This is a genomic window from Apolloniradiicaulis salifontis (assembly GCF_053756655.1).
This window is the reverse complement of record NZ_CM132387.1, coordinates 776,973-795,250: the sequence shown is the minus strand read 5'-3', so window position 1 is coordinate 795,250 and position 18,278 is coordinate 776,973. Positions and strand designations below refer to the sequence as shown.

Sequence of the window (18,278 nt, the reverse complement as noted above, 5' to 3'; positions counted from 1 at the left end):
CGATCCTGTTCGCTTAGAGGGGCACTCTGCTGTCGTGAACGTTCAAAAAGGCGCTCCCCATCATGTCCGTCCTGCGGCCGGAATTTCCCGACCACGCCTCTCCGTTCTCGCGCGAACAGGAGCGGCGGCTGAAGGTGGACGCGATCGTCTCTGCTGCGGCCAAGCACTTCAATGAACAAGGCTTTGCGCACACGAGACTCGAAGACGTCGCCGCCGATCTGGGGCTGACGAAGACCAGCATCTCGTATTATTTCGCCAGCAAGGAAGATCTGGCGGAGGCGGTGTTCGTGGCCGCCACCGACTTTCTTCACGACGCCGTGGACAGCGCTCTGGCCGCCCCGGGCGATTCGGCGGCTCGCCTCGCCGCGCTGTTTTCCGCCTACGCCGCCCAGCTTGAACAGGCCGCCAATGGCGAGCGCCCTCACCTGGCCGCTTTGCATGATCTTGACGCCTTGCCCGACACCCTTCGCCTGCACATCGCCGGCGAGCTCACCAAGTGCGTGGCGGAGATCAATGAGGTGGTCGCCGCCTGGATCGCCGAGACCGGCGCTCCGCTGGGACGCGCCGAACCGGCGAGCTGCCTGATCCTGGCCCTGCTGGACTGGATGGGTGAGCGACAGAGCCAGCATCGCCGCGCCGACGATGACCAGGGCGACCTAGAAACACTCACCGACCTGATCACCCACGGATTATCCGCGTCGCCAGGCCCGCTTCGGGCCGCGACGCCGCTGGACCTGACGCCTGACGAGGCGTTGGCGATCTTTGATCGTGACGCACGCAACCGCATGAAGCGCAAGGCTTTTCTTAAGGCCGGATCGCGCCGCTTCAACCAGCAGGGATTCGGCGGCACGTCCTTGGCCGAGGTCGCAGCCGATCTCGGCGTGTCGCGCGGCGCGTTCTACTACCATATCGAGGACAAGGCGGAGTTCCTCGATCAATGCCTGGAGCGCTCGCTGCAGATCGTGGAGCGCGCCCTTGATAAGGCCGACGACGCCGATCTGGCGCCGCTGGGGCGCGTGCATAGCGTTCTCGCCGAGTTGGTCTACCGCCAGGCGGCCGGCGTGGAGCCCTTGCTGAGACCTGGAATGGCCGCGGTGCTGGAGGCGCCGCGCCAGCGCCGCCACGTCACGCGCCTGAAAACCATTTCGCGCCGCCTGGGCGACGCCCTCACCGAGGCGGCGGCATCCGGCGAGGCCCGCAGCCTCGACACCAGTCTCGTGGAAGACATTCTCGCAAGCGTCGTCTTTCTCAATGGCGGCTACATGCTGGCGGCGGCGAAGAGCTTTGCGGGCTGGAGCATCTCCACAGACCCGCGAACCGCCACCCGCGACTATCTCCACCTCTTGCTTCATGGGCTGAGGGGACCGCAATGACGATGAGCCGTTCAAGAATCGCGCGAGCGCTCTGTCTTGCCGCGCTGGGGTTTGTCTCCATCAGCGCGGCGAACGCCCAGGCGCGCCCTGAAAGCGTCGAGGCGCTTTACGCCGAGCGTAGCGAGACCGCTCTGGTGCTCCAGGTGGAGGCGGCCATGGCGCTGGCCCAGGGCGAGCTTGGCGTGATCCCGATGAGCGCCGCGTCCGCCATCTGCGCAGCCGCCGATCCTGACCTGGTGACGGCGCAGGCGCTGGCCGACGAATACGCCATCGTACGTCACCGCATGGTGGCGATGCTCAATGTCTGGCGCCGCTCCATGCCGGAAGAGGCGGGCGAGTACCTGCATTTCGGCGCCACCACGGTGGATATTTACGACACCGTGGCGATCATGCAGGTGCGCAGCTCGGTCCTGATGATGATCGAGCAGATGCAGGCCATCGAGCTTTCCCTGATCGAGCTGGCCGAAACCCACCGCGACACGCCGATGATGGGCCGCACGCTTGGCCAGCACGCCCTGCCCATCACATTCGGTAAGAAGCTGGGTGTGTGGATCGGCGAGAATCGCCGCCACATCGACCGGCTGAGCGATCTTCTGGATCGGCTCGACCGCTCGGCGATCCTGAAGGGCGCCGTGGGCAGCTATTACGGCCTCGGCGATGAGGGCATGGCGGTGGAGATCGCCTTCGCGCGCAATCTCGGCTTCGACACGCCTTACCCCGCCGACTGGCACGGCTCTCGCGACGTCTTCGCCGAATACGCCTCCACACTGGCCCTGATCGCCGGCACATGGGAGCGCTTCGGTCAGGAGGTCTTCCTGCTGCAGGCCACCGATATCGGCGAAGTGGTCGAGCGGCGGCCCTCCACCGCCGTGGGCTCCAGCACCATGCCGCACAAATCAAACCCCTCCCTATCGGAAGCCCTGATCCACCATGGCCGGGTGACGCCGCGCCTTGCGGCCATCGTCATCGACGACATGGTCAGCTTTTTTGAGCGCGACAACACGTCGCGATCAAACCGGGCCGTCGGCGAGCTTTCCATCGCCGCCGCTGACATGCTAGGCGACGCAGGGAGCCTGATCGCACGCCTTGAGGTGAACGAAGCGGTCATGCGCGCCAATCTGGACCGTACCGACGGCATGATCATGTCCCAGCAGGTGGTCTTCGCGCTGGCAGAGCCTCTGGGCCGCGTGGAGGCCGAAGAGCGCGTGCGCGCAGCGGCCTTCGCCGCCGCCACGACGCCGGGCGGGTTTCGCGCCGCGCTGGCCGCCGATCCGGATATTGCAGCGGTCCTGAGCGAGGATTACATTACAGAGCTGCTGGATCCCACGAGCTATCTCGGCCTCGCAGGCGCCCAGCTTGATCGCACCATCGCAGAGGCGCGAGCCGCCCGCGCCGATGATCCGGGCTTTGACGGCCGGCGCCCCGCGCTCGCCTGCCCGCAAGAGGCGCGCTGACCATGAAGCGCTCCTTCGGTGCAACGACCCGGCGCAGCGTCACGGCGGGCCTATTGGGCCTCGGAGCAGCGGGGATGGGCGTGACTGGAATGGGCGCAGCCTCCAGCCAGTCCGCTTCCGAGACCGCCCACCCTGGCCGCAACGCCGGCGCCGACGAACAGTCGGACATGTTCAGCTTTGACGGCTGGGCGGGGCCGGCCCTGCCGGTCTGGACCTACACCCCGGACCCCGCCGATACAGGCCTGCCGCTGGTGATCGTGATGTCTGGCCAGGGCCGCAACGCGTCGGAATATCGCGACCAGTGGATCGACGCGGCGCGCACGCATCGATTCGCCATCGCCGCGCCGGAATTCGCCCGCACCGATTTTCCCGCTGCAAGCCATTATAATCTGGGCAACCGAGTGGACGCAGAGGGACGGGCCGTGGCGCCCGCGCTGTGGTCATTCAGCGCCATCGAGCCGATGTTTGACGCCGCGCGCGCCCGGCTGGGCCTGACGTGTCAGACCTATGCGATCTACGGCCATTCGGCCGGCGCCCAGTTTGTCCATCGCTATCTTGTATTCAGCGCCGCGCCGCGCGTTCACGCCGCGGTCAGCGCCAATGCAGGTTGGTACACCCGGCCTGATTTCGACATCGCCTGGCCCTTCGGGCTTGGCGGGACCGGGCTTGGCGGCGCCGATCTGGCGCGCTGGCTCGCCCGGCCCATGACCGTACTGCTGGGGTCAGCCGACACCGCCCAGACCGGCTCGCTCAATCAGACACAAGCGGCCATGGCCCAGGGACCCCACCGCCTGGCGCGCGGGCGAAGCTTCATGGAGGCGGGTCTTGCCGCCGCCGAGGCGCTCGGCGCGCCGCTGAACTGGCGCCTGGGCTATGTTCCGGGCGTCGGTCACGACAATTCACTCATGGCGGAGCATGCAGCCCATGATCTGGTCACGCGTCCTTCTACGCCGTAGCGCGCTTGCCGGCGCTCTGACGCTCACCGCATGCGCGGTGCAGCCGCTGCAGGCACAGCAGCAGACGCCCAGCCGGCAGGCTGGACCGGTATGCGTGTTCGGGCCGCTGACCCTGGACGCGCGGTTTCCCGGAGGGCGGCTCACCGCCTGTGAACGCCTGGAGGACGGCGCCGTTCAGGTCACCACCGCGCCCGAGAACGAACCCATAAATCCCAGCCCCTGGTACGCCTTTGATCTGACGTGCGAGGCGTGCGGCCCGGTGACGCTGGAGCTTGCCTATGAGGGCGGCGAGCACCGCTATCCGCCCATGGTCGCGCCTGTGAGCTCGCAAGGCTGGCCGTCGCCTGTGGGCGTCGCGGCCGACGAGACGCGCTTCACCCTAGATCCTGGCGAGGGCCCGCTTCGCATCTCCGCCCAGCCCTTCTACACCGTGGACCAGCATCACCAGTGGCTGGCGCAAATCGCCGCGCGCACCGGCGAGACCGTCACCGAAATCGGGCGATCGCTGGATGGCGCACCAATCCTGGCCCTGGGGATTGGCTATGACCGGCCCGGATTACTATTGCTGGGCGGCCAGCATCCGCCCGAAACCCGCGGCGCGTACGCGCTTGAAGCCTTCGCCGAACGTTTTCTTGCCGATGACCCGCTCGCCCGCGCCTGGCGCGGCGCTTACGGGTTGACGCTTATCCCCGTGCTCAATCCCGACGGGCTGAATCGCGGCCACTGGCGCCACAACAGCGCCGGCGCCGACCTCAATCGCGACTGGGGCGTTTTCGCCCAGCCGGAGACGCGCGCCGTGGGCGATTACTTGGCGGAAGCCGGCGCGCCGCTGATGATGATCGACTTCCACGGCACCCGCCGCGACGTGCTCTACACCCTGCCGGACGCGGCCGCGGGCGCGTGGCCTGATTTCGCGCCTCAGCTTCATGACGCCCTTGTTGACCGCCTCGGTGAAGCCGCGCCCGCCCGCGCCGGCTCGCACCGGTCCGGGTCAGGCGTTTCCAAGGGCTGGTTTCACGACACCTATCTGATCCCCACCCTCACCTATGAGGTGGGCGACGCCAGTCTTCTTGAAGACCTTCAGGCGACGGCCGTCGCCACTGCGGAAATCGTCATGGCGCTGATGCTCCAACCTGCCCAGCCCCAGGCCCCGACAGATCCGCAACCCGTGCGGCCCTGAGCGCAAAAACCAGCCCGACGGGCTGCGGCGCCGCCCCACCTTGCATGCTCATCACCGAAACACGCCGTATACGCTGATCAATTCCAGCCCCGCCTGACCGGCGAATTTTTCAGCGACGAAAACCAGGTTCGTGTTCGATATCGGAGACGCCTGGGTGCATTGTGCTATGGTCACGCTGGCCCCGGCCAAAGCGCCTGGAGCGGTTGTTATCGCCGCGTTCACATAGCTTTCGCTCGCACCGTCAGCGGTCATCCTGAGCAGGTCCCCGGCGCTGTCGCTGATCAGCCCGGCCCTCACCATTACGCCCGATTGTCTGAATTCGGCTCCAAAAACCTGCTGCATCATCGGAGAGATGTCGATGGCGCACACCCAGTCCCCGTTCGGGGCCATCTCGCCGATCCGCACCACGTCACCGGGCGACCAGCCGGCGATATCGGCGGCGTCGGTGACCTGAAGCTGGCTGTCGCCCCCGCCCCAGTCGGGAACCGCCTTCAACCAGGCCGATTGCTCTGGTGCGACGGAGCTGTTCCAGATCCTGAGATAGCTCGCGCCCGACTGTTTGAAATGGTTTGTGAAAAGCGGCGCATCAGGTCCCGTCAGCGTGATGACATCACCGGCGACTGCGCTGATCGTGGAGGATCGAGGCATGGGGCCGCGGGGCGCGTCCACGCGCCAGATGGTCACCACATTGTCCCCGCCTGGAGTAAAGACAAGCGAGGACGTCTGAGCGCCGGCGATTCTGAACGGCCCGGCCAGATCAACCGCGCCGGTCTGGCGGTCCACTTTCAGCGCCGTGGTCCAGCTGGCGCCGTCCGGGCTGGTCTTCACCGAGAGATCGTCCGATCCGGCCAGCCCGATCTCGGCGCGCCCCGACCAGCCGCTTTGAAACACGAGCGAGAGCGTCTCCGGCTCGCCCTCCTTGTTCAGGGTGTAGCGCAGATCCCCGGTGCCGCCCTCAGCCGCCGGGCGCGCCGTCCATAAAGCCTGATTAAGCTTGGCGGCGAACGGATTGGCGGCGTCCGGCGCGGTGCCGACGCCCAGGCTTTGAAGATTACCCAGCGTGGCGATAGCGTCGCTGAACGCTGTCCAGGCGCCGCCGTCAAACATCACCAGCGCGCTTTCATCGGCCACATAGGCGGTCAGGCCGGTGCGCGCTGCGACGCGCGCCCAGGCGCCGTCCTGAAAATAAGCCAGATCGTGCTCGAAAAACGCCGCCCACTCGCTCCCGCTCGCCCCGGCGGGCAGAATGTAAGCGTCGCCCTCGGCCGGGGCGGACGGCTGGGCGGCCAGAGTGCGGCTGGCCACCGCCGCGCCGGTGATCGCATCCAGGCGGCCCAGCGCCTCGTTCACGGTGACATGCTTGCGGGCCTGGGCCGGCATCAGCCAGGGCAGGCCGAGGCGGGGTGTAGAATCGGGCATGGAGAACCTCGCGGCGAAGATGAATGAAACCTCCCCGCAGGGTAAGGGCGCCGGCGAAGGGTGGGATTTCCGGTCCGCTTGTCCCCGGCGCCCTCGCCTTCTTCCCTCTAGGCGCGGTGCGGTTTAGACATTTGGCCATGACCCAGTCTCTCCATACCTTCGCCGGAGGATTTCCGGCCGCCGGCGCCGCGCAATGGCGCCAGGAAGCTGAAGCCGCGCTGAAAGGCGCGCCGCTTGGCAAGCTTGTGCGCAAGACGCTGGACGACATTGAGCGCGGCCCGCTTTTCACCCGCGATGATCTCATGGAAGCCGGCGACACCGGCGCGCCCGGCGCAGCGCCCTTCATCCGCGGCGGCGTCGCCGGGCGCGATGAATTCCTGCCCTGGGCGATCCGCCAGAGCGTCGCCGACCCTGATCCGAAAGCCGCCAATCAGGCGATCCTGGCTGATCTCGCCGGCGGGGTGAGCGAGATCACGCTGCGCCTTGATCCGCTGGGCCAGACCGGCTGCGCGGCGCGCACGCTGGACGAGCTTAAGGTCGCGCTGGACGGCGTGATGCTGGACCTGGCGCCGATTCATTTCGCGCCCAGCCGCATGGCGCCCCAGCACGCCGCACTATTGCTGGCGCTTTATGAGAGCGAGGGCCTGGACGGAGCCACGCTGCGCGGCGGGCTCGGCCTGTCGCCCATCGGGCAGAAATCGCTGGCCGGGGGCGGCGCGGCGGATCTGCCTGAGCGCCTGAAACGCACCGCCGAGGCCGCGACCTATTGTGCGGCCCATTTCCCCCATCTGAAAGTCGTCTCCATCACCGCCACCGCTCCCCATGAGGCCGGCGGATCGGACGCCCAGGAGATCGCCTTCGTCTGCGCGGGCGGGGCGAGCTATATGCGCGCCTTCATCGATCACGGGATGAGCCCCGACCAGGCCGCAGGCGCGCTGGAATTCGCCATCGCCGCCGACGCCGACATTCACCTGACGATCGCCAAGCTGCGCGCCGCGCGAAGGGCCTGGACACGGGTGCTGGAAGCGTTCGGGGTCAGCGAAGACAAGCGCGCCATGAGTCTGCAGGCGATCACCAGCGGGCGCATGCTCACCCGCCGCGATCCCTACACCAACCTCATCCGCAACGCCTGCGCAGGCCTCGCCGCGGCCGCGGGCGGCGCCGACACCATCACCGTGCGCCCCTTCACCGACGCCATCGGCGCGCCGACGCCCTTCGCCCGCAGGCTGGCGAGAAACCTGCAGGTCATGCTCATGGAGGAGAGCCATCTGGGCAAGGTCGCCGATCCGGCCGGCGGCGGCTATCTGCACGAAACCCTGGGTGCGCGCCTGGCCGAGGCCGGCTGGGCGGTGTTTCAGGAGATCGAGCGGCGCGGCGGCCTGTTCGAAACGGTCAAGACCGGCTGGCTGCAGGGCGAGATCGCCAGGGTGAGCGCCGCGCGCGTGGCCCGCTACGCCGCCGGGACCGAAAGCCTGATCGGTGTGACGCACTATCCCGAGCTTGACGCCAAACCTGTCGAGACAACCGCGAGCGTCTACACGCCGCCCGCCCTCAACGCGCCGGTGATCGAGCCGCAGCCCTTCGACGCCAAGATCAAGGCGGCCAAATCCGGCGGCCAGGTGCGCGTTCTCGACCTGCCCGAACCGGAATGGACGCCCTTCACCGCCATGCGACTGGCCGCGCCTTTTGAAGACCTTCGCGACGCCGCCGACGCATTCGAGGCCGCCCATGGCGCCAAGCCGCGCGCCTTTCTGGCCACGATCGGCGCCCTGGCCGATTTCAACGCCCGCGCCGGATTCGCCGCCAACCGTCTCGCTGTGGCGGGCGTGGAGGCGATCTCGCCCGCCTCCTACGACGCTGTGGAAGCCTGCGCCGACGCCTTCCCGGCGTCCGGTGCGCGCCTCGCCGTGATCTGCGGGACAGATCAGGGCTATGACGAAAAGGCCGAGGCGCTGGCCAAGCTGCTGAAAGCCGCCGGCGCAAGCCAGGTCTGGATCGCGGGAAAGCCCGATGATCTCGCCGGGATCGATCATTTCATTCATATGCGTAGCGATGCTCTGGACGACGGACGCCGCGCCCACGCCGCCACGGGAGTTCAGTCATGAGCCATCCCGATTTCACCACGCTGGATCTCGGTCCTCTTGAGGTTGGCGAAGCCGCCGCAGCAAACACGCCGGAGCGCGGCGCCTGGACGCCGTCGGAGGAGATCCCGGTGAAGGCGGCCTACACCGCCGAGGACCGCGACGCCCTTGATTTCGTTGACGGACGGCCCGGCCTGGCGCCCTTCCACCGCGGGCCCTACCCCACCATGTTCGTTCAGCGTCCCTGGACGATCCGGCAATATGCCGGCTTCTCCACGGCGGCGGACTCCAACGCCTTCTACCGGCGCAATCTGGCGGCGGGGCAGAAGGGCCTCTCCATCGCCTTCGATCTGGCCACCCATCGCGGCTATGACAGTGATAATCCAAGGGTTATCGGTGATGTAGGCATGGCCGGCGTCGCCATCGACTCCATCCTCGACATGCAGCAGCTCTTTGACGGCATTCCGCTGGATCAGATGAGCGTGTCCATGACCATGAACGGGGCGGTGCTGCCCGTCATGGCGCTCTATATCGTAGCGGCCGAGGAGCAAGGCGTTTCGCACGCGAAACTTTCAGGAACGATCCAGAACGACATCCTGAAAGAGTTCATGGTGCGCAACACCTATATCTACCCGCCCCAGCCGAGCATGCGCATCATCTCCGACATCTTTGCCTATACGGCCAAGGAAATGCCGCGCTTCAACTCCATCTCGATCTCGGGCTATCACATGCAGGAGGCCGGCGCCCCGGCCGATATCGAGCTGGCCTACACCATCGCCGACGGGCTCGATTACATCCGCGCCGGGACCGAGGCGGGGCTGGATGTGGACGCGTTCGCGCCGCGCCTGTCGTTCTTCTGGGGCGTTTCCATGAATTATTTCATGGAGGTGGCCAAGCTTCGCGCCGCCCGCCTGCTGTGGGCGACCCTGGTGCGCGACCGCTTTGATCCCAAGAACCCCAAATCGCTGTCCTTGCGCACCCATTGCCAGACCTCCGGCTGGTCGCTCACCGCCCAGGACGTCTACAATAACGTGGCGCGCACCGCGGTGGAGGCCATGGCCGCCGTGGATGGCCACACACAAAGTTTGCATACAAACAGTCTGGACGAGGCGCTGGCCCTGCCGACCGATTTTTCGGCCCGGATCGCGCGCAACACCCAGCTGGTGCTGGAAAGCGAAGCCCATCTCACCGACGCCATCGATCCCTGGGGCGGCAGCTATTATGTGGAGCGCCTCACCCATGATCTGGCGGTGCGGGCGCTGTCTCATATCGAGGAGATCGACGCGCTGGGCGGCATGGCGAAAGCCATCGAGGAGGGCGTGCCCAAGCTGCGCATCGAGGAAGCCGCCGCCCGCACCCAGGCGCGCATCGATTCAGGACTGCAGACCATTGTGGGCGTCAACAAATTCCGCCTCACCGAACCTGAAGACGTGTCAGTGCTCCGCGTCGACAACAAGAAGGTCCGCGCCGAGCAGCTGGAGAAGCTGAAGACACTCCGCGCCGAACGCGACCAAGCCGCCACCGACGCCGCCCTTGACGCGCTCACCAAAGCCGCCGCCGGCTCGGGAAACCTCCTTGCGGCCTGTGTCGAGGCGGCCCGCGCCCGCGCCACGGTGGGCGAGATGAGCGACGCCATGGAAAAGGTCTTCGGCCGCCACAAGGCCGAGATCAAATCGGTTCAGGGGGTGTATTTGAAAGCCTCAGGTGATGACGAGAAGGTCAAGGCGGCGCTAGCGGCTGCAGACAAGTTCGCAGATGAAGAAGGCCGCCGCCCGCGCATCCTGATCGCGAAGATGGGCCAGGACGGCCATGATCGCGGCCAGAAAGTGGTCGCCTCCGCCTTCGCGGATCTGGGCTGGGACGTGGATATCGGTCCGCTCTTCCAGACCCCGGAAGAAGCCGCGCGCCAGGCGGTGGAGAACGATGTCCACGTGGTCGCCGCCTCCTCGCTGGCCGCCGGCCACCTCACCCTGGTGCCTGAACTTAAAAAGGAACTGGCGGCCCAGGGCCGAGGCGACATGCTGATCATCGTCGGCGGCGTGATCCCGCCCGAAGACGTGCCGACGCTGAAAGAGATGGGGGCCGCGGCGGTCTATCCCCCCGGCACGGTGATCGCGGCGAGCGCGGTGGAGCTGATTGGGTTGCTGCCAAGGCAAGGTACAGAGTAGCGCCGGCTCGTCACAATTACTTAGTGTGTGAACTTTATAGATTTGTGCGCGCTTTCCGGGGCCGGATATCCCCCAATATTCTGGCTCAAATCCCCGCAGTTCGCGCCCTTCAACCAAGGCCGTGACGCTGGGTCGCCGGGCGGGTGCGGGTTCGTTTTAAGGTATTCAGATACCGCAATGAATCGTGGGAGGGCGCGGTTTCCGGGTGAAACCGGGCCTGTTGCGGGTGAAGCTGTTCATGATGGTTGGCGATGGGTTCGCCGCCCTTGAGGGGCGCGAGGCGCCCACCCGGCAGAATCTCGCGCCGCCACCCCCTCCGTCCGCTTCGCGGACACCCCCGGATCAAGGCGGAGATGTGGTGACGGCGTGTTCCTGCGGGTGAACATCACCCAAACGAAAACGGCCCCGCGCAAAAGCGGGGCCGCTCCTCGTTTGGCGGGGGCGCAGGCTTTAGCCGCCGATGAACGGCACGGGCAGGCCGAAGGTTTCCGCCAGGCCGGTGATGATGATCAGGCCCACCGCGATGGGCGCCAGCCAGCGGATGGTGAAGCGCCAGTAGCGGAAGAAGGCGTCCGAGCTTTCCTCCAGCTCCTTGCGCATGAGCGCCCTGGAGACCACCCAGCCGGTGAACAGCGCCACCAGCAAGCCGCCCAGAGGCAGGAGGAAGCGGCCCGAAATCATGTCCAGCAGGTTGAAGAAGTCGCCCGACATGGCGGCGGCCACGCCGAACAGGAAGATGATCGCGCCGAAGAACAAGGTCGAGCCTACGCGGCCAAAGTCCGTGTGCTCCTCGCCGAACGCGACGATCACCTGCAGAAGCGAGATCGAGCTGGTCAGCGCCGCGATGAAGGCCAAGGCGAAAAACGCCGTACCCACCCACTGGCCGCCTGGCATCTGGGCGAAGGCGGCCGGAAGCGTCTGGAAGAACAGGCCCGGACCGGCGCTGGCGCTGAGACCGAAGGCGAATACGAAGGGGAAGATCGCAAGGCCCGCGATGATCGCCACCAGCGTGTCGGCGCCGGCGATGATGGTCGCCGACTGGGGCAGGTTGTCGCTGCGGTTCAGATACGAGCCGTAGGTGATCATGACCGCGCCGCCGACCCCGATGGAGAAGAAGGCCTGTCCCAGCGCCGCTAGCACGGTGGAGGGCGAAATCTCGGAAAGGTCCGGGGTGAACAGGTATTCCACCGCCGCGCCCATATCGCCGGCCATGCCGGCATAGACGACCATGCCGATGAGCATCAGGAAGAAGAGCGGCATGAGGATGGTCACCACCCGCTCGATCCCCTTGGTCACGCCCAGACAGACGACGCCCACGGTGATGAGCATGAACACCACATGCCAGCCGATGACGGTGCTGGTGTCGCCCACCAGAACGTCAAAGCGCGCACTGGCCGCTTCGACGCCGAGCCCGACAAAATCGCCCTGGATCATCTGAAAGACATAGGCGGCGACCCAGCCGGCCACGACCGAATAGAAGCACAGGATCATCACCGCGGCGGACATGCCGACCCAGCCGCCGATGGACCAGAGCTGGGAGGCGCCGGCGTCAAACGCCATCTTGCGGAACGAGCCCACGGCGCTGGCGCGGGCGTGGCGCCCGATGGACAGCTCGGCCATGAGGATGGGAAAGGCGATGAGCGCCACGCAGATGAGATAGACCAGCACGAAGGCCGCGCCGCCGTTTTCGCCCGCCGTGTAGGGAAAGCGCCAGAAATTGCCCAGACCCACCGAGGACCCGATCGCGGCCATGAGGAATCCGAATCTGGAATTCCAGGTGCCGTGAGACGCAGAACCGCCTATCGCCATGTGTGTAAGCTCCCCTCCCCGGCGCGCGCCCCGGTGCGCACGCTTTTCACACCGGGCCGTGGCCTGCGGCGGATTGGCGCGAAGCCTGAGCGAAACCGGCTGAAAGATCAAGCATGCACGCCAGATCCGGGCCGCCCGGAAGCGGCGCGCGGGCTAGCCGAACACGCCGGCGCCCTTGGGCGGCTCGGCGCCGCGATGGACGTGGGCCCCCAGGATCAACCCCAGCCCGAACAGCACGGTGAGCATCACCGTGCCGCCATAGGAGATCATCGGCAGCGGCACCCCGACCACCGGCAACAGCCCCATCACCATGCCCACATTGATGAAGACATAGAGCGCGAACGTGGTGGCCACGCCCATCACCGTAAGGCGCAGGAAGGTGGACTTGCACGAGGCCGCGATAAGGACGCAATTGGCCAGCACCAGCGCATAAAGCACCAGCACGAAAACGCCGCCGACAAAGCCGAATTCCTCGCCCAGCATGGTGAAGATGAAGTCGGTCTGTTTTTCGGGCAGGAAGTTCAGGTGCGCCTGGCTGCCTTCCATGAAGCCCTTGCCGGTGGCGCCGCCGGAGCCCAGCGCGATCTTCGACTGCAGGATCTGATAGCCCTCGCCCATGGGATCGGCTTCGGGGTCCAGAAACGTCTGGATGCGCGACAGCTGATAGGGCGCGATGAAGTATTGCAGATACACCCAGGCGCCGGTTACCGCGAAGCCGAGCGCGCCCAGGATCACCTTCCACGACAGGCCCGCCATGAACACGATGGCCGCGCCGGTGGCGCCCAGCAGCACCGAGGTGCCAAGGTCGGGCTGCAGCACGATGAGGCCCATGGGCGCCCCGATCATCGCCGCCGGGATCATCAGCCCCCCAAGGGTGGAGACCCGCTCTTCAGGCAGATCGTGATAATAGCGCGCCAGCGCGAGCACGAGGGCGATCTTCATCAATTCCGACGGCTGAATGCGGATCGGTCCGATATCCAGCCAGCGCTGGGCGCCCATGGCGGTGGCCCCGAACAGCTCCACCCCCACCAGCAAAAGCAGGGCGCCCAGAAAGGCGGGATAGGCGATCCCCATCCAGAATCGCGGCGGAAACAGCGCCACCCCCACCATCAGGCCCACGCCGGCGGTGAAGCGAACCGCGTGGCGCGCCGCATAAGGGTCCCAGGCGCCGCCTTCCACCGAGTAGAGCATCGCCACCCCGATGCAGCCGATCAGCAGGATCAGCAGGACGAAGGCCCAGTTGATCTCATAGAGCTTTTCACGAAACCCGCGCGGGACCGACTGGGTGAAGACGGCCATGGATCAGCCCTCCGCGCTGGGATCGTTGGCCGGGGCGCGGGCGATGGGACCCACGGGCCGGGCCGCCGGGTCACGCTCCACCAGGTCGCGCAGGATGTCGCGCGCCGGCCGCGTCGCAGCGCCGCCGCCGCCGCCGTGCTCGATCACCACGGCCACGGCGTAGCGCGGCGCGGCGGCCGGCGCATAGCCGACGAACAGGCCGTGATTGCGCAGCCGCCAGGGCAGATCATCCTGACCGCGAAGGCCCGAGGCGCGCTCTTCGGTGGTGATGGAGTAGACCTGCGAGGTGCCGGTCTTGCCGCACATCTCCACGCCCTCGATGCCCAGCCCGCGCCCGGCGTCCAGGGTCCAGTAGGACGTGCCGCCCGGCTCGTTCACCACGGCGCGCATGGCCTGGTGCACGCGCTCGCGCACCTCGGGATCAAAGCCCAGATCTTCAAACTGATGGTCCGGTCCGCGCGGAAAAAGGGTGGGCATGACCCGCTTGCCCGTGGCCACACGCGCGGTCATCACCGCCAGCTGCAGCGGCGAGGTGAGGAGATCGCCCTGGCCGATACCCACATTATACATGTCGCCCGTGGTCCAGGGCAGGCCCCGGCGCGCGCGCTTCCAGGCGGGGCTGGGCACCAGGCCCTCGGCGCGCTGGGGGATGGCGATGCCGATATCAAACAGCTCGCCCATGCCGCATCGAAGCGCGATGTCGCGCCAGCGTTCGATCCCCAGCCGCCGGGCGGCCTCGTAGAAAAAGATGTCGCAGCTGGTCTTCACCGCGTCATGGTAATTGACGCTGCCATGCCCCTCGCGCCGCCAGCAGTGGAAGGTGCGGTTGCCGAGCCGCGTCGAGCCGGTGCAGCGGACGCGCTCGTCCGGCTCGAACACCCCTTCGGTCAGTGCGGCCAGCGCCACCATCCCCTTCACCGTGGAGGCGGGCGAGTAGAGCCCCGTGGTCGCCTTGTTGAAGAGCGGCCGATAGGGGTTGGAGTTCAGCGCATCGAACGCGTCCTGGGCGATGCCGAGCACGAAGGCGTTGGGATCAAAGCTGGGAGAGGAGGCGAGCGACAGGATCTCGCCATTGGTGACGTCGATGGCCACCGCTGCGGCGGCCTGACCGTCCAGCGCCGCCATGGCGGCGCGCTGGGCGCGCAGATCCACGGTGAGGCGCACGTCCTCACCCGGCACGGCGGGAACCGACTGTTCGGGCAATTCGCGGATCACACGGCCGAAGGCGTTGACCTCGACTTTAAGCTGGCCGGCGGCGCCGCGCAGCCGGTCCTCGGCGTAGGCCTCGACGCCCGAGCGTCCGATCCGGAATCCAGGATGCAGCAGGAGCGGATCGGTCTGGCCCTGATTGGCCGGCGCCGACTGCACATAGCCGGTCACATGGGCGAAAGCCTGGGGGTGGGGGTAGGTTCGCACCTCGCCCACATCGGGCGTGATGCCGGACAGTTCGGGAAGCTGCAGATTGATCCTCGTGAAGGTCTCCCAGTCGAGATCCTCTGCGATCGTCACCGGCTGGAAGCGCGGCGAGCGGCTGATTTCGCGCACCAGGCGCTCGATGCGCTCCTCGCTCAGCGGCATGAAGCGCGACAGCCGCTCCAGCGCCGCACGCGGATCGCCGGCCTGTTCGGGCACGATCATCAGCCGGTAGCTGTCGCGGTTTTCCGCCAACGGCTGGTCGAAGCGGTCCAGAAGCCGTCCGCGGACGGGCGGCTGGAGGCGGTAATTGAACTGGTTGTCGTCGGAGAGCGTGCGATAGCGTTCCTGTTCAAGGATCTGCAGCGAATACAGGCGCGCGCCCAGCCCCGCGAACACGGCTGCTCCGGCGACGCCCATCAACAGGGCGCGCCGGTTGAACCGGGCCTGGCTTTCCTGCTTGTCGCGCTGCATGGCCGCCTTTCCGAACCGCTGTCGCAATCAGTTTCGCCTGTGAGGGCTTAAGAAAACGCCGACCGCTCCCGGCGCCGGGCGAACACCCACGCGAAGATCGGAAACAAGAGGATGGTGAGCAATCCCTCACTAATCAACGCCCCAAGGGCGGCCGGCGCGCCGATGGCCGCGCTTCCCGCAGCCCAGGCGCCGGCGAAGGCGATGGCGGCCAGCGCCGCAAACCGCGCGCTCACCGGTCCCACATCGCGGCCCGCCCCGTCCGTCTCGCGGTCGCGCGCGATTGCGAAGGCGGCGATATACGCCAGCGCCCATACGCCCATGGGGGCGCCGATGAGCAGATCCTGCACCAGGCCGACGATCAAAAGCACCGGCGGGGAAATGAACCAGGGCCGGCGCAGCGACCAGATGAACAGCGTGATCAGCGGAAGATTGATCAGCACCGGCCCCGTGGCGCCGGCGCGACCAAGAACCGCATAGGCCAGAAGCGCCAGAAACAGCGTCACCACGAAGGCGGCGAGCCCCGGCCAGGTCGATCGTGTGTCCATGGGCGCGCGCATTAGCGGCCATCCTCCAAAGCTGTATCGCCGCCGGACCCGTCCCCGGAGGGCGCGATCACCGCATCGCCCACGCTTTGAGCGCCGGGCGCGCTCACGAGCGGGGAGGCGCCCTCCTCCAGAGCCGATCCCGGCGCGTCCACCGCGTCAAACGGCCAGATCCACACCAGATCGATGGGCGCGGCGGCGCTGTACAGCGCCACGCGCCAGCGCCCGTCGCGGTCGCGCACCGCCTCGCCTACGGGCAGGCCGCGCGGCATCACATTGTCATCGCCGGAGGTTACGATGCGGTCGCCTTCGACCAGGTCGGGATCGCGGCCCAGATACTCCAGGCGCGGAAAGTCTGTGTTGTCGCCCACCAGAAGGGCGCGGGCGTTGGAGCGGTCGGCCATGACCGCCACCCGGCTGTTGAAATCGGTGAGCATGAGGACGCGCGCGCTTTGCCGACCCACATCCACCGTGCGCCCGATCAGGCCGTAGATATTCACCGCCGGAAGGCCGGTCTCCACGCCCTGCTCGGCGCCGGCGGCAACCAGGCGCGAGCGCACGAAATCGGTGGACTGGTCGGCCACGGTCCAGGCGCTGATGCGCGCGCCCATATCGGGCCCGTGGACATTGAGCATGTCCTCGTAGCGCCGGTTGCGTTCCTGCAGGGAAAGGGCGACGTCGCGCCAGGCGCGCAGCTCGGCGGCGCGCAGGCGCAGGGCGCGATTCTCCTCGGCGAGCTCCATCTGACGACGCCACCAGGGACCCATATTGCCCATGCCGCGCAGCGGCTCTCCGGCGAACTGGAGCATGGGCAAGGCCGCGTCGTTGAAATTCGCGCGCGCCTGGCTCAAAGGTTCGATGCGGGCGTCAGGGCGATCAAGCCAGACCAGCAGAGCCGCGATGATCAGGCAGAGCCCGGTCAGCGCGAGGGGAAAGCGTACGCCCTCGTCAGAATGTCGGCGCCCCGGTCGTCTGGCCACGGTCGCGCGATCCTCCTAATGACGCGGCGCTAGATCGCCTCGGCCAGGATGGGCCGCCACAGACGCAGATTCTCCACCGCCTTGCCGCAGCCAAGCACCACACAGGACAGCGGGTCGTCGGCGAGGCTCACGGGAAGGCCCGTGCGATCGCGAAGCTCGGTGTCCAGATTTCTCAAAAGCGCGCCGCCGCCGGTGAGCACGATGCCCTTGTCCACAATGTCCGCTGCCAGTTCCGGCGGGGTCGCTTCAAGGGCCTGCTTGACCGCTTCGACGATCTGCTCGACCGGTTCGGACAGCGCGTCGGCGATCATCGCTTCGGTGACCACGATCTCGCGCGGCACGCCGTTCATCAGGTCGCGGCCCTTGATCTCCAGCGTCAGACCCTCGCCCTTGGGCGGCGGGGTGGCCGAGCCGATTTCCTTCTTGATGCGCTCGGCGCTGGTCTCGCCGATGAGAAGGTTCGCCGAGCGGCGGATATAATTGATGATGGACTCGTCCATCTTGTCGCCGCCCACGCGCACCGAGCGTGAATAGACGATGCCCGAAAGGCTCATCACCGCAACTTCGGTGGTGCCGCCGCCAATGTCCACGATCATTGAGCCGGTGGGCTCGTCGATGGGCAGCCCGGCGCCGACCGCGGCGGCCATGGGCTCGTCGATGAGATAGACCTTGCGCGCGCCGGCCAGGCTCGCGCTTTCGTGGATGGCGCGCCGCTCCACCGCGGTGGCGCCCGACGGCACACAGATCACGACCTGCGGGCTCACAAAAGCCCGGCGATTGTGAACCTTGCGGATGAAGTGCTTGATCATCTCTTCGGCGACGTCGAAATCTGCGATGACGCCGTCGCGCATGGGACGGATCGCCTCGACATTGCCGGGCGTCTTGCCGAGCATCAGCTTGGCTTCCGTGCCGACCGCCTGCACGTGCTTGCGGCCTTTTTCGATCTTGTAGGCGACCACGGACGGCTCGTTCAGAACGACACCGCGGCCTTTCACGTAAACAAGCGTGTTCGCCGTGCCCAAATCAATGGCGATGTCAGCAGAGAGGAGCCCGAACACGCTTGAGAACATGCGCTTTCCCGTTTCATTCGGCCGCCCGTCGGCGACTCTCATCACCACGGGATTTAATTT

General features: G+C 66.9%; 13 protein-coding genes. 6 read left to right on the top strand and 7 right to left on the bottom strand.

The window, feature by feature from the left end:
* Positions 1-62 precede the first annotated feature (62 nt).
* From ACWCOP_RS03785 to ACWCOP_RS03770, 4 genes are all read left to right on the top strand, one after another.
* A complete protein-coding gene (locus ACWCOP_RS03785) occupies positions 63-1,373 on the top strand; it encodes a TetR/AcrR family transcriptional regulator (protein ID WP_478249899.1) in 1,311 nt (436 codons plus the stop codon).
* A 2-nt stretch (positions 1,374-1,375) separates the two neighbouring features.
* The gene (locus tag ACWCOP_RS03780) at positions 1,376-2,827 is read left to right on the top strand and encodes a lyase family protein (protein ID WP_478249898.1); all 1,452 of its coding nucleotides are present in this window, start codon (positions 1,376-1,378) and stop codon (positions 2,825-2,827) included.
* Between the two features lie 74 nt (positions 2,828-2,901).
* Positions 2,902-3,783, top strand: a complete 882-nt coding sequence (locus tag ACWCOP_RS03775) for an alpha/beta hydrolase family protein (RefSeq protein WP_478249897.1) — start codon at positions 2,902-2,904, stop codon at positions 3,781-3,783.
* A complete protein-coding gene (locus ACWCOP_RS03770; protein ID WP_478249896.1) occupies positions 3,752-4,963 on the top strand; it encodes a M14 family metallopeptidase in 1,212 nt (403 codons plus the stop codon). The genes ACWCOP_RS03775 and ACWCOP_RS03770 overlap by 32 nt, the downstream gene beginning before the upstream one ends.
* Before the next feature lie 51 nt (positions 4,964-5,014).
* Here ACWCOP_RS03770 and ACWCOP_RS03765 read toward each other — a convergent pair whose 3' ends face one another.
* On the bottom strand, positions 5,015-6,382 hold the full coding sequence (locus ACWCOP_RS03765) for a DUF2793 domain-containing protein (RefSeq protein ID WP_478249895.1): 1,368 nt from the start codon (positions 6,380-6,382) through the stop codon (positions 5,015-5,017).
* Positions 6,383-6,519: 137 nt separating this feature from the next.
* On the opposite strand from ACWCOP_RS03765, the gene ACWCOP_RS03760 reads away from it, so the two are divergent.
* Complete coding sequence (locus ACWCOP_RS03760; protein ID WP_478249894.1) at positions 6,520-8,487, top strand: methylmalonyl-CoA mutase family protein; 1,968 nt, start codon at positions 6,520-6,522, stop codon at positions 8,485-8,487.
* The gene (gene scpA, locus ACWCOP_RS03755; RefSeq protein WP_478249893.1) at positions 8,484-10,631 is read left to right on the top strand and encodes a methylmalonyl-CoA mutase; all 2,148 of its coding nucleotides are present in this window, start codon (positions 8,484-8,486) and stop codon (positions 10,629-10,631) included. Before ACWCOP_RS03760 ends, scpA begins: the two co-directional genes overlap by 4 nt.
* 450 nt (positions 10,632-11,081) lie before the next feature.
* Here scpA and ACWCOP_RS03750 read toward each other — a convergent pair whose 3' ends face one another.
* The 6 genes from ACWCOP_RS03750 to ACWCOP_RS03725 all read right to left on the bottom strand — a co-directional run bounded on the left by ACWCOP_RS03750 (position 11,082) and on the right by ACWCOP_RS03725 (position 18,218).
* Positions 11,082-12,383 (bottom strand): sodium-dependent transporter, encoded by a 1,302-nt coding sequence (locus tag ACWCOP_RS03750; RefSeq protein ID WP_478249892.1) that lies wholly within the window; start codon positions 12,381-12,383, stop codon positions 11,082-11,084.
* A 210-nt stretch (positions 12,384-12,593) separates the two neighbouring features.
* The gene (gene rodA, locus ACWCOP_RS03745) at positions 12,594-13,739 is read right to left on the bottom strand and encodes a rod shape-determining protein RodA (RefSeq protein ID WP_478249891.1); all 1,146 of its coding nucleotides are present in this window, start codon (positions 13,737-13,739) and stop codon (positions 12,594-12,596) included.
* 3 nt (positions 13,740-13,742) lie between these two features.
* Entirely contained in the window at positions 13,743-15,626 is a 1,884-nt protein-coding gene (gene mrdA / locus ACWCOP_RS03740; RefSeq protein WP_478249890.1) for a penicillin-binding protein 2, read from the bottom strand.
* Positions 15,627-15,673: 47 nt separating this feature from the next.
* On the bottom strand, positions 15,674-16,171 hold the full coding sequence (locus tag ACWCOP_RS03735) for a hypothetical protein (RefSeq protein WP_478249889.1): 498 nt from the start codon (positions 16,169-16,171) through the stop codon (positions 15,674-15,676).
* Between the two features lie 11 nt (positions 16,172-16,182).
* Entirely contained in the window at positions 16,183-17,148 is a 966-nt protein-coding gene (mreC, locus tag ACWCOP_RS03730) for a rod shape-determining protein MreC (protein WP_478249888.1), read from the bottom strand.
* 29 nt (positions 17,149-17,177) lie between these two features.
* Positions 17,178-18,218, bottom strand: a complete 1,041-nt coding sequence (locus ACWCOP_RS03725) for a rod shape-determining protein (RefSeq protein WP_478249887.1) — start codon at positions 18,216-18,218, stop codon at positions 17,178-17,180.
* Positions 18,219-18,278 lie beyond the last annotated feature (60 nt).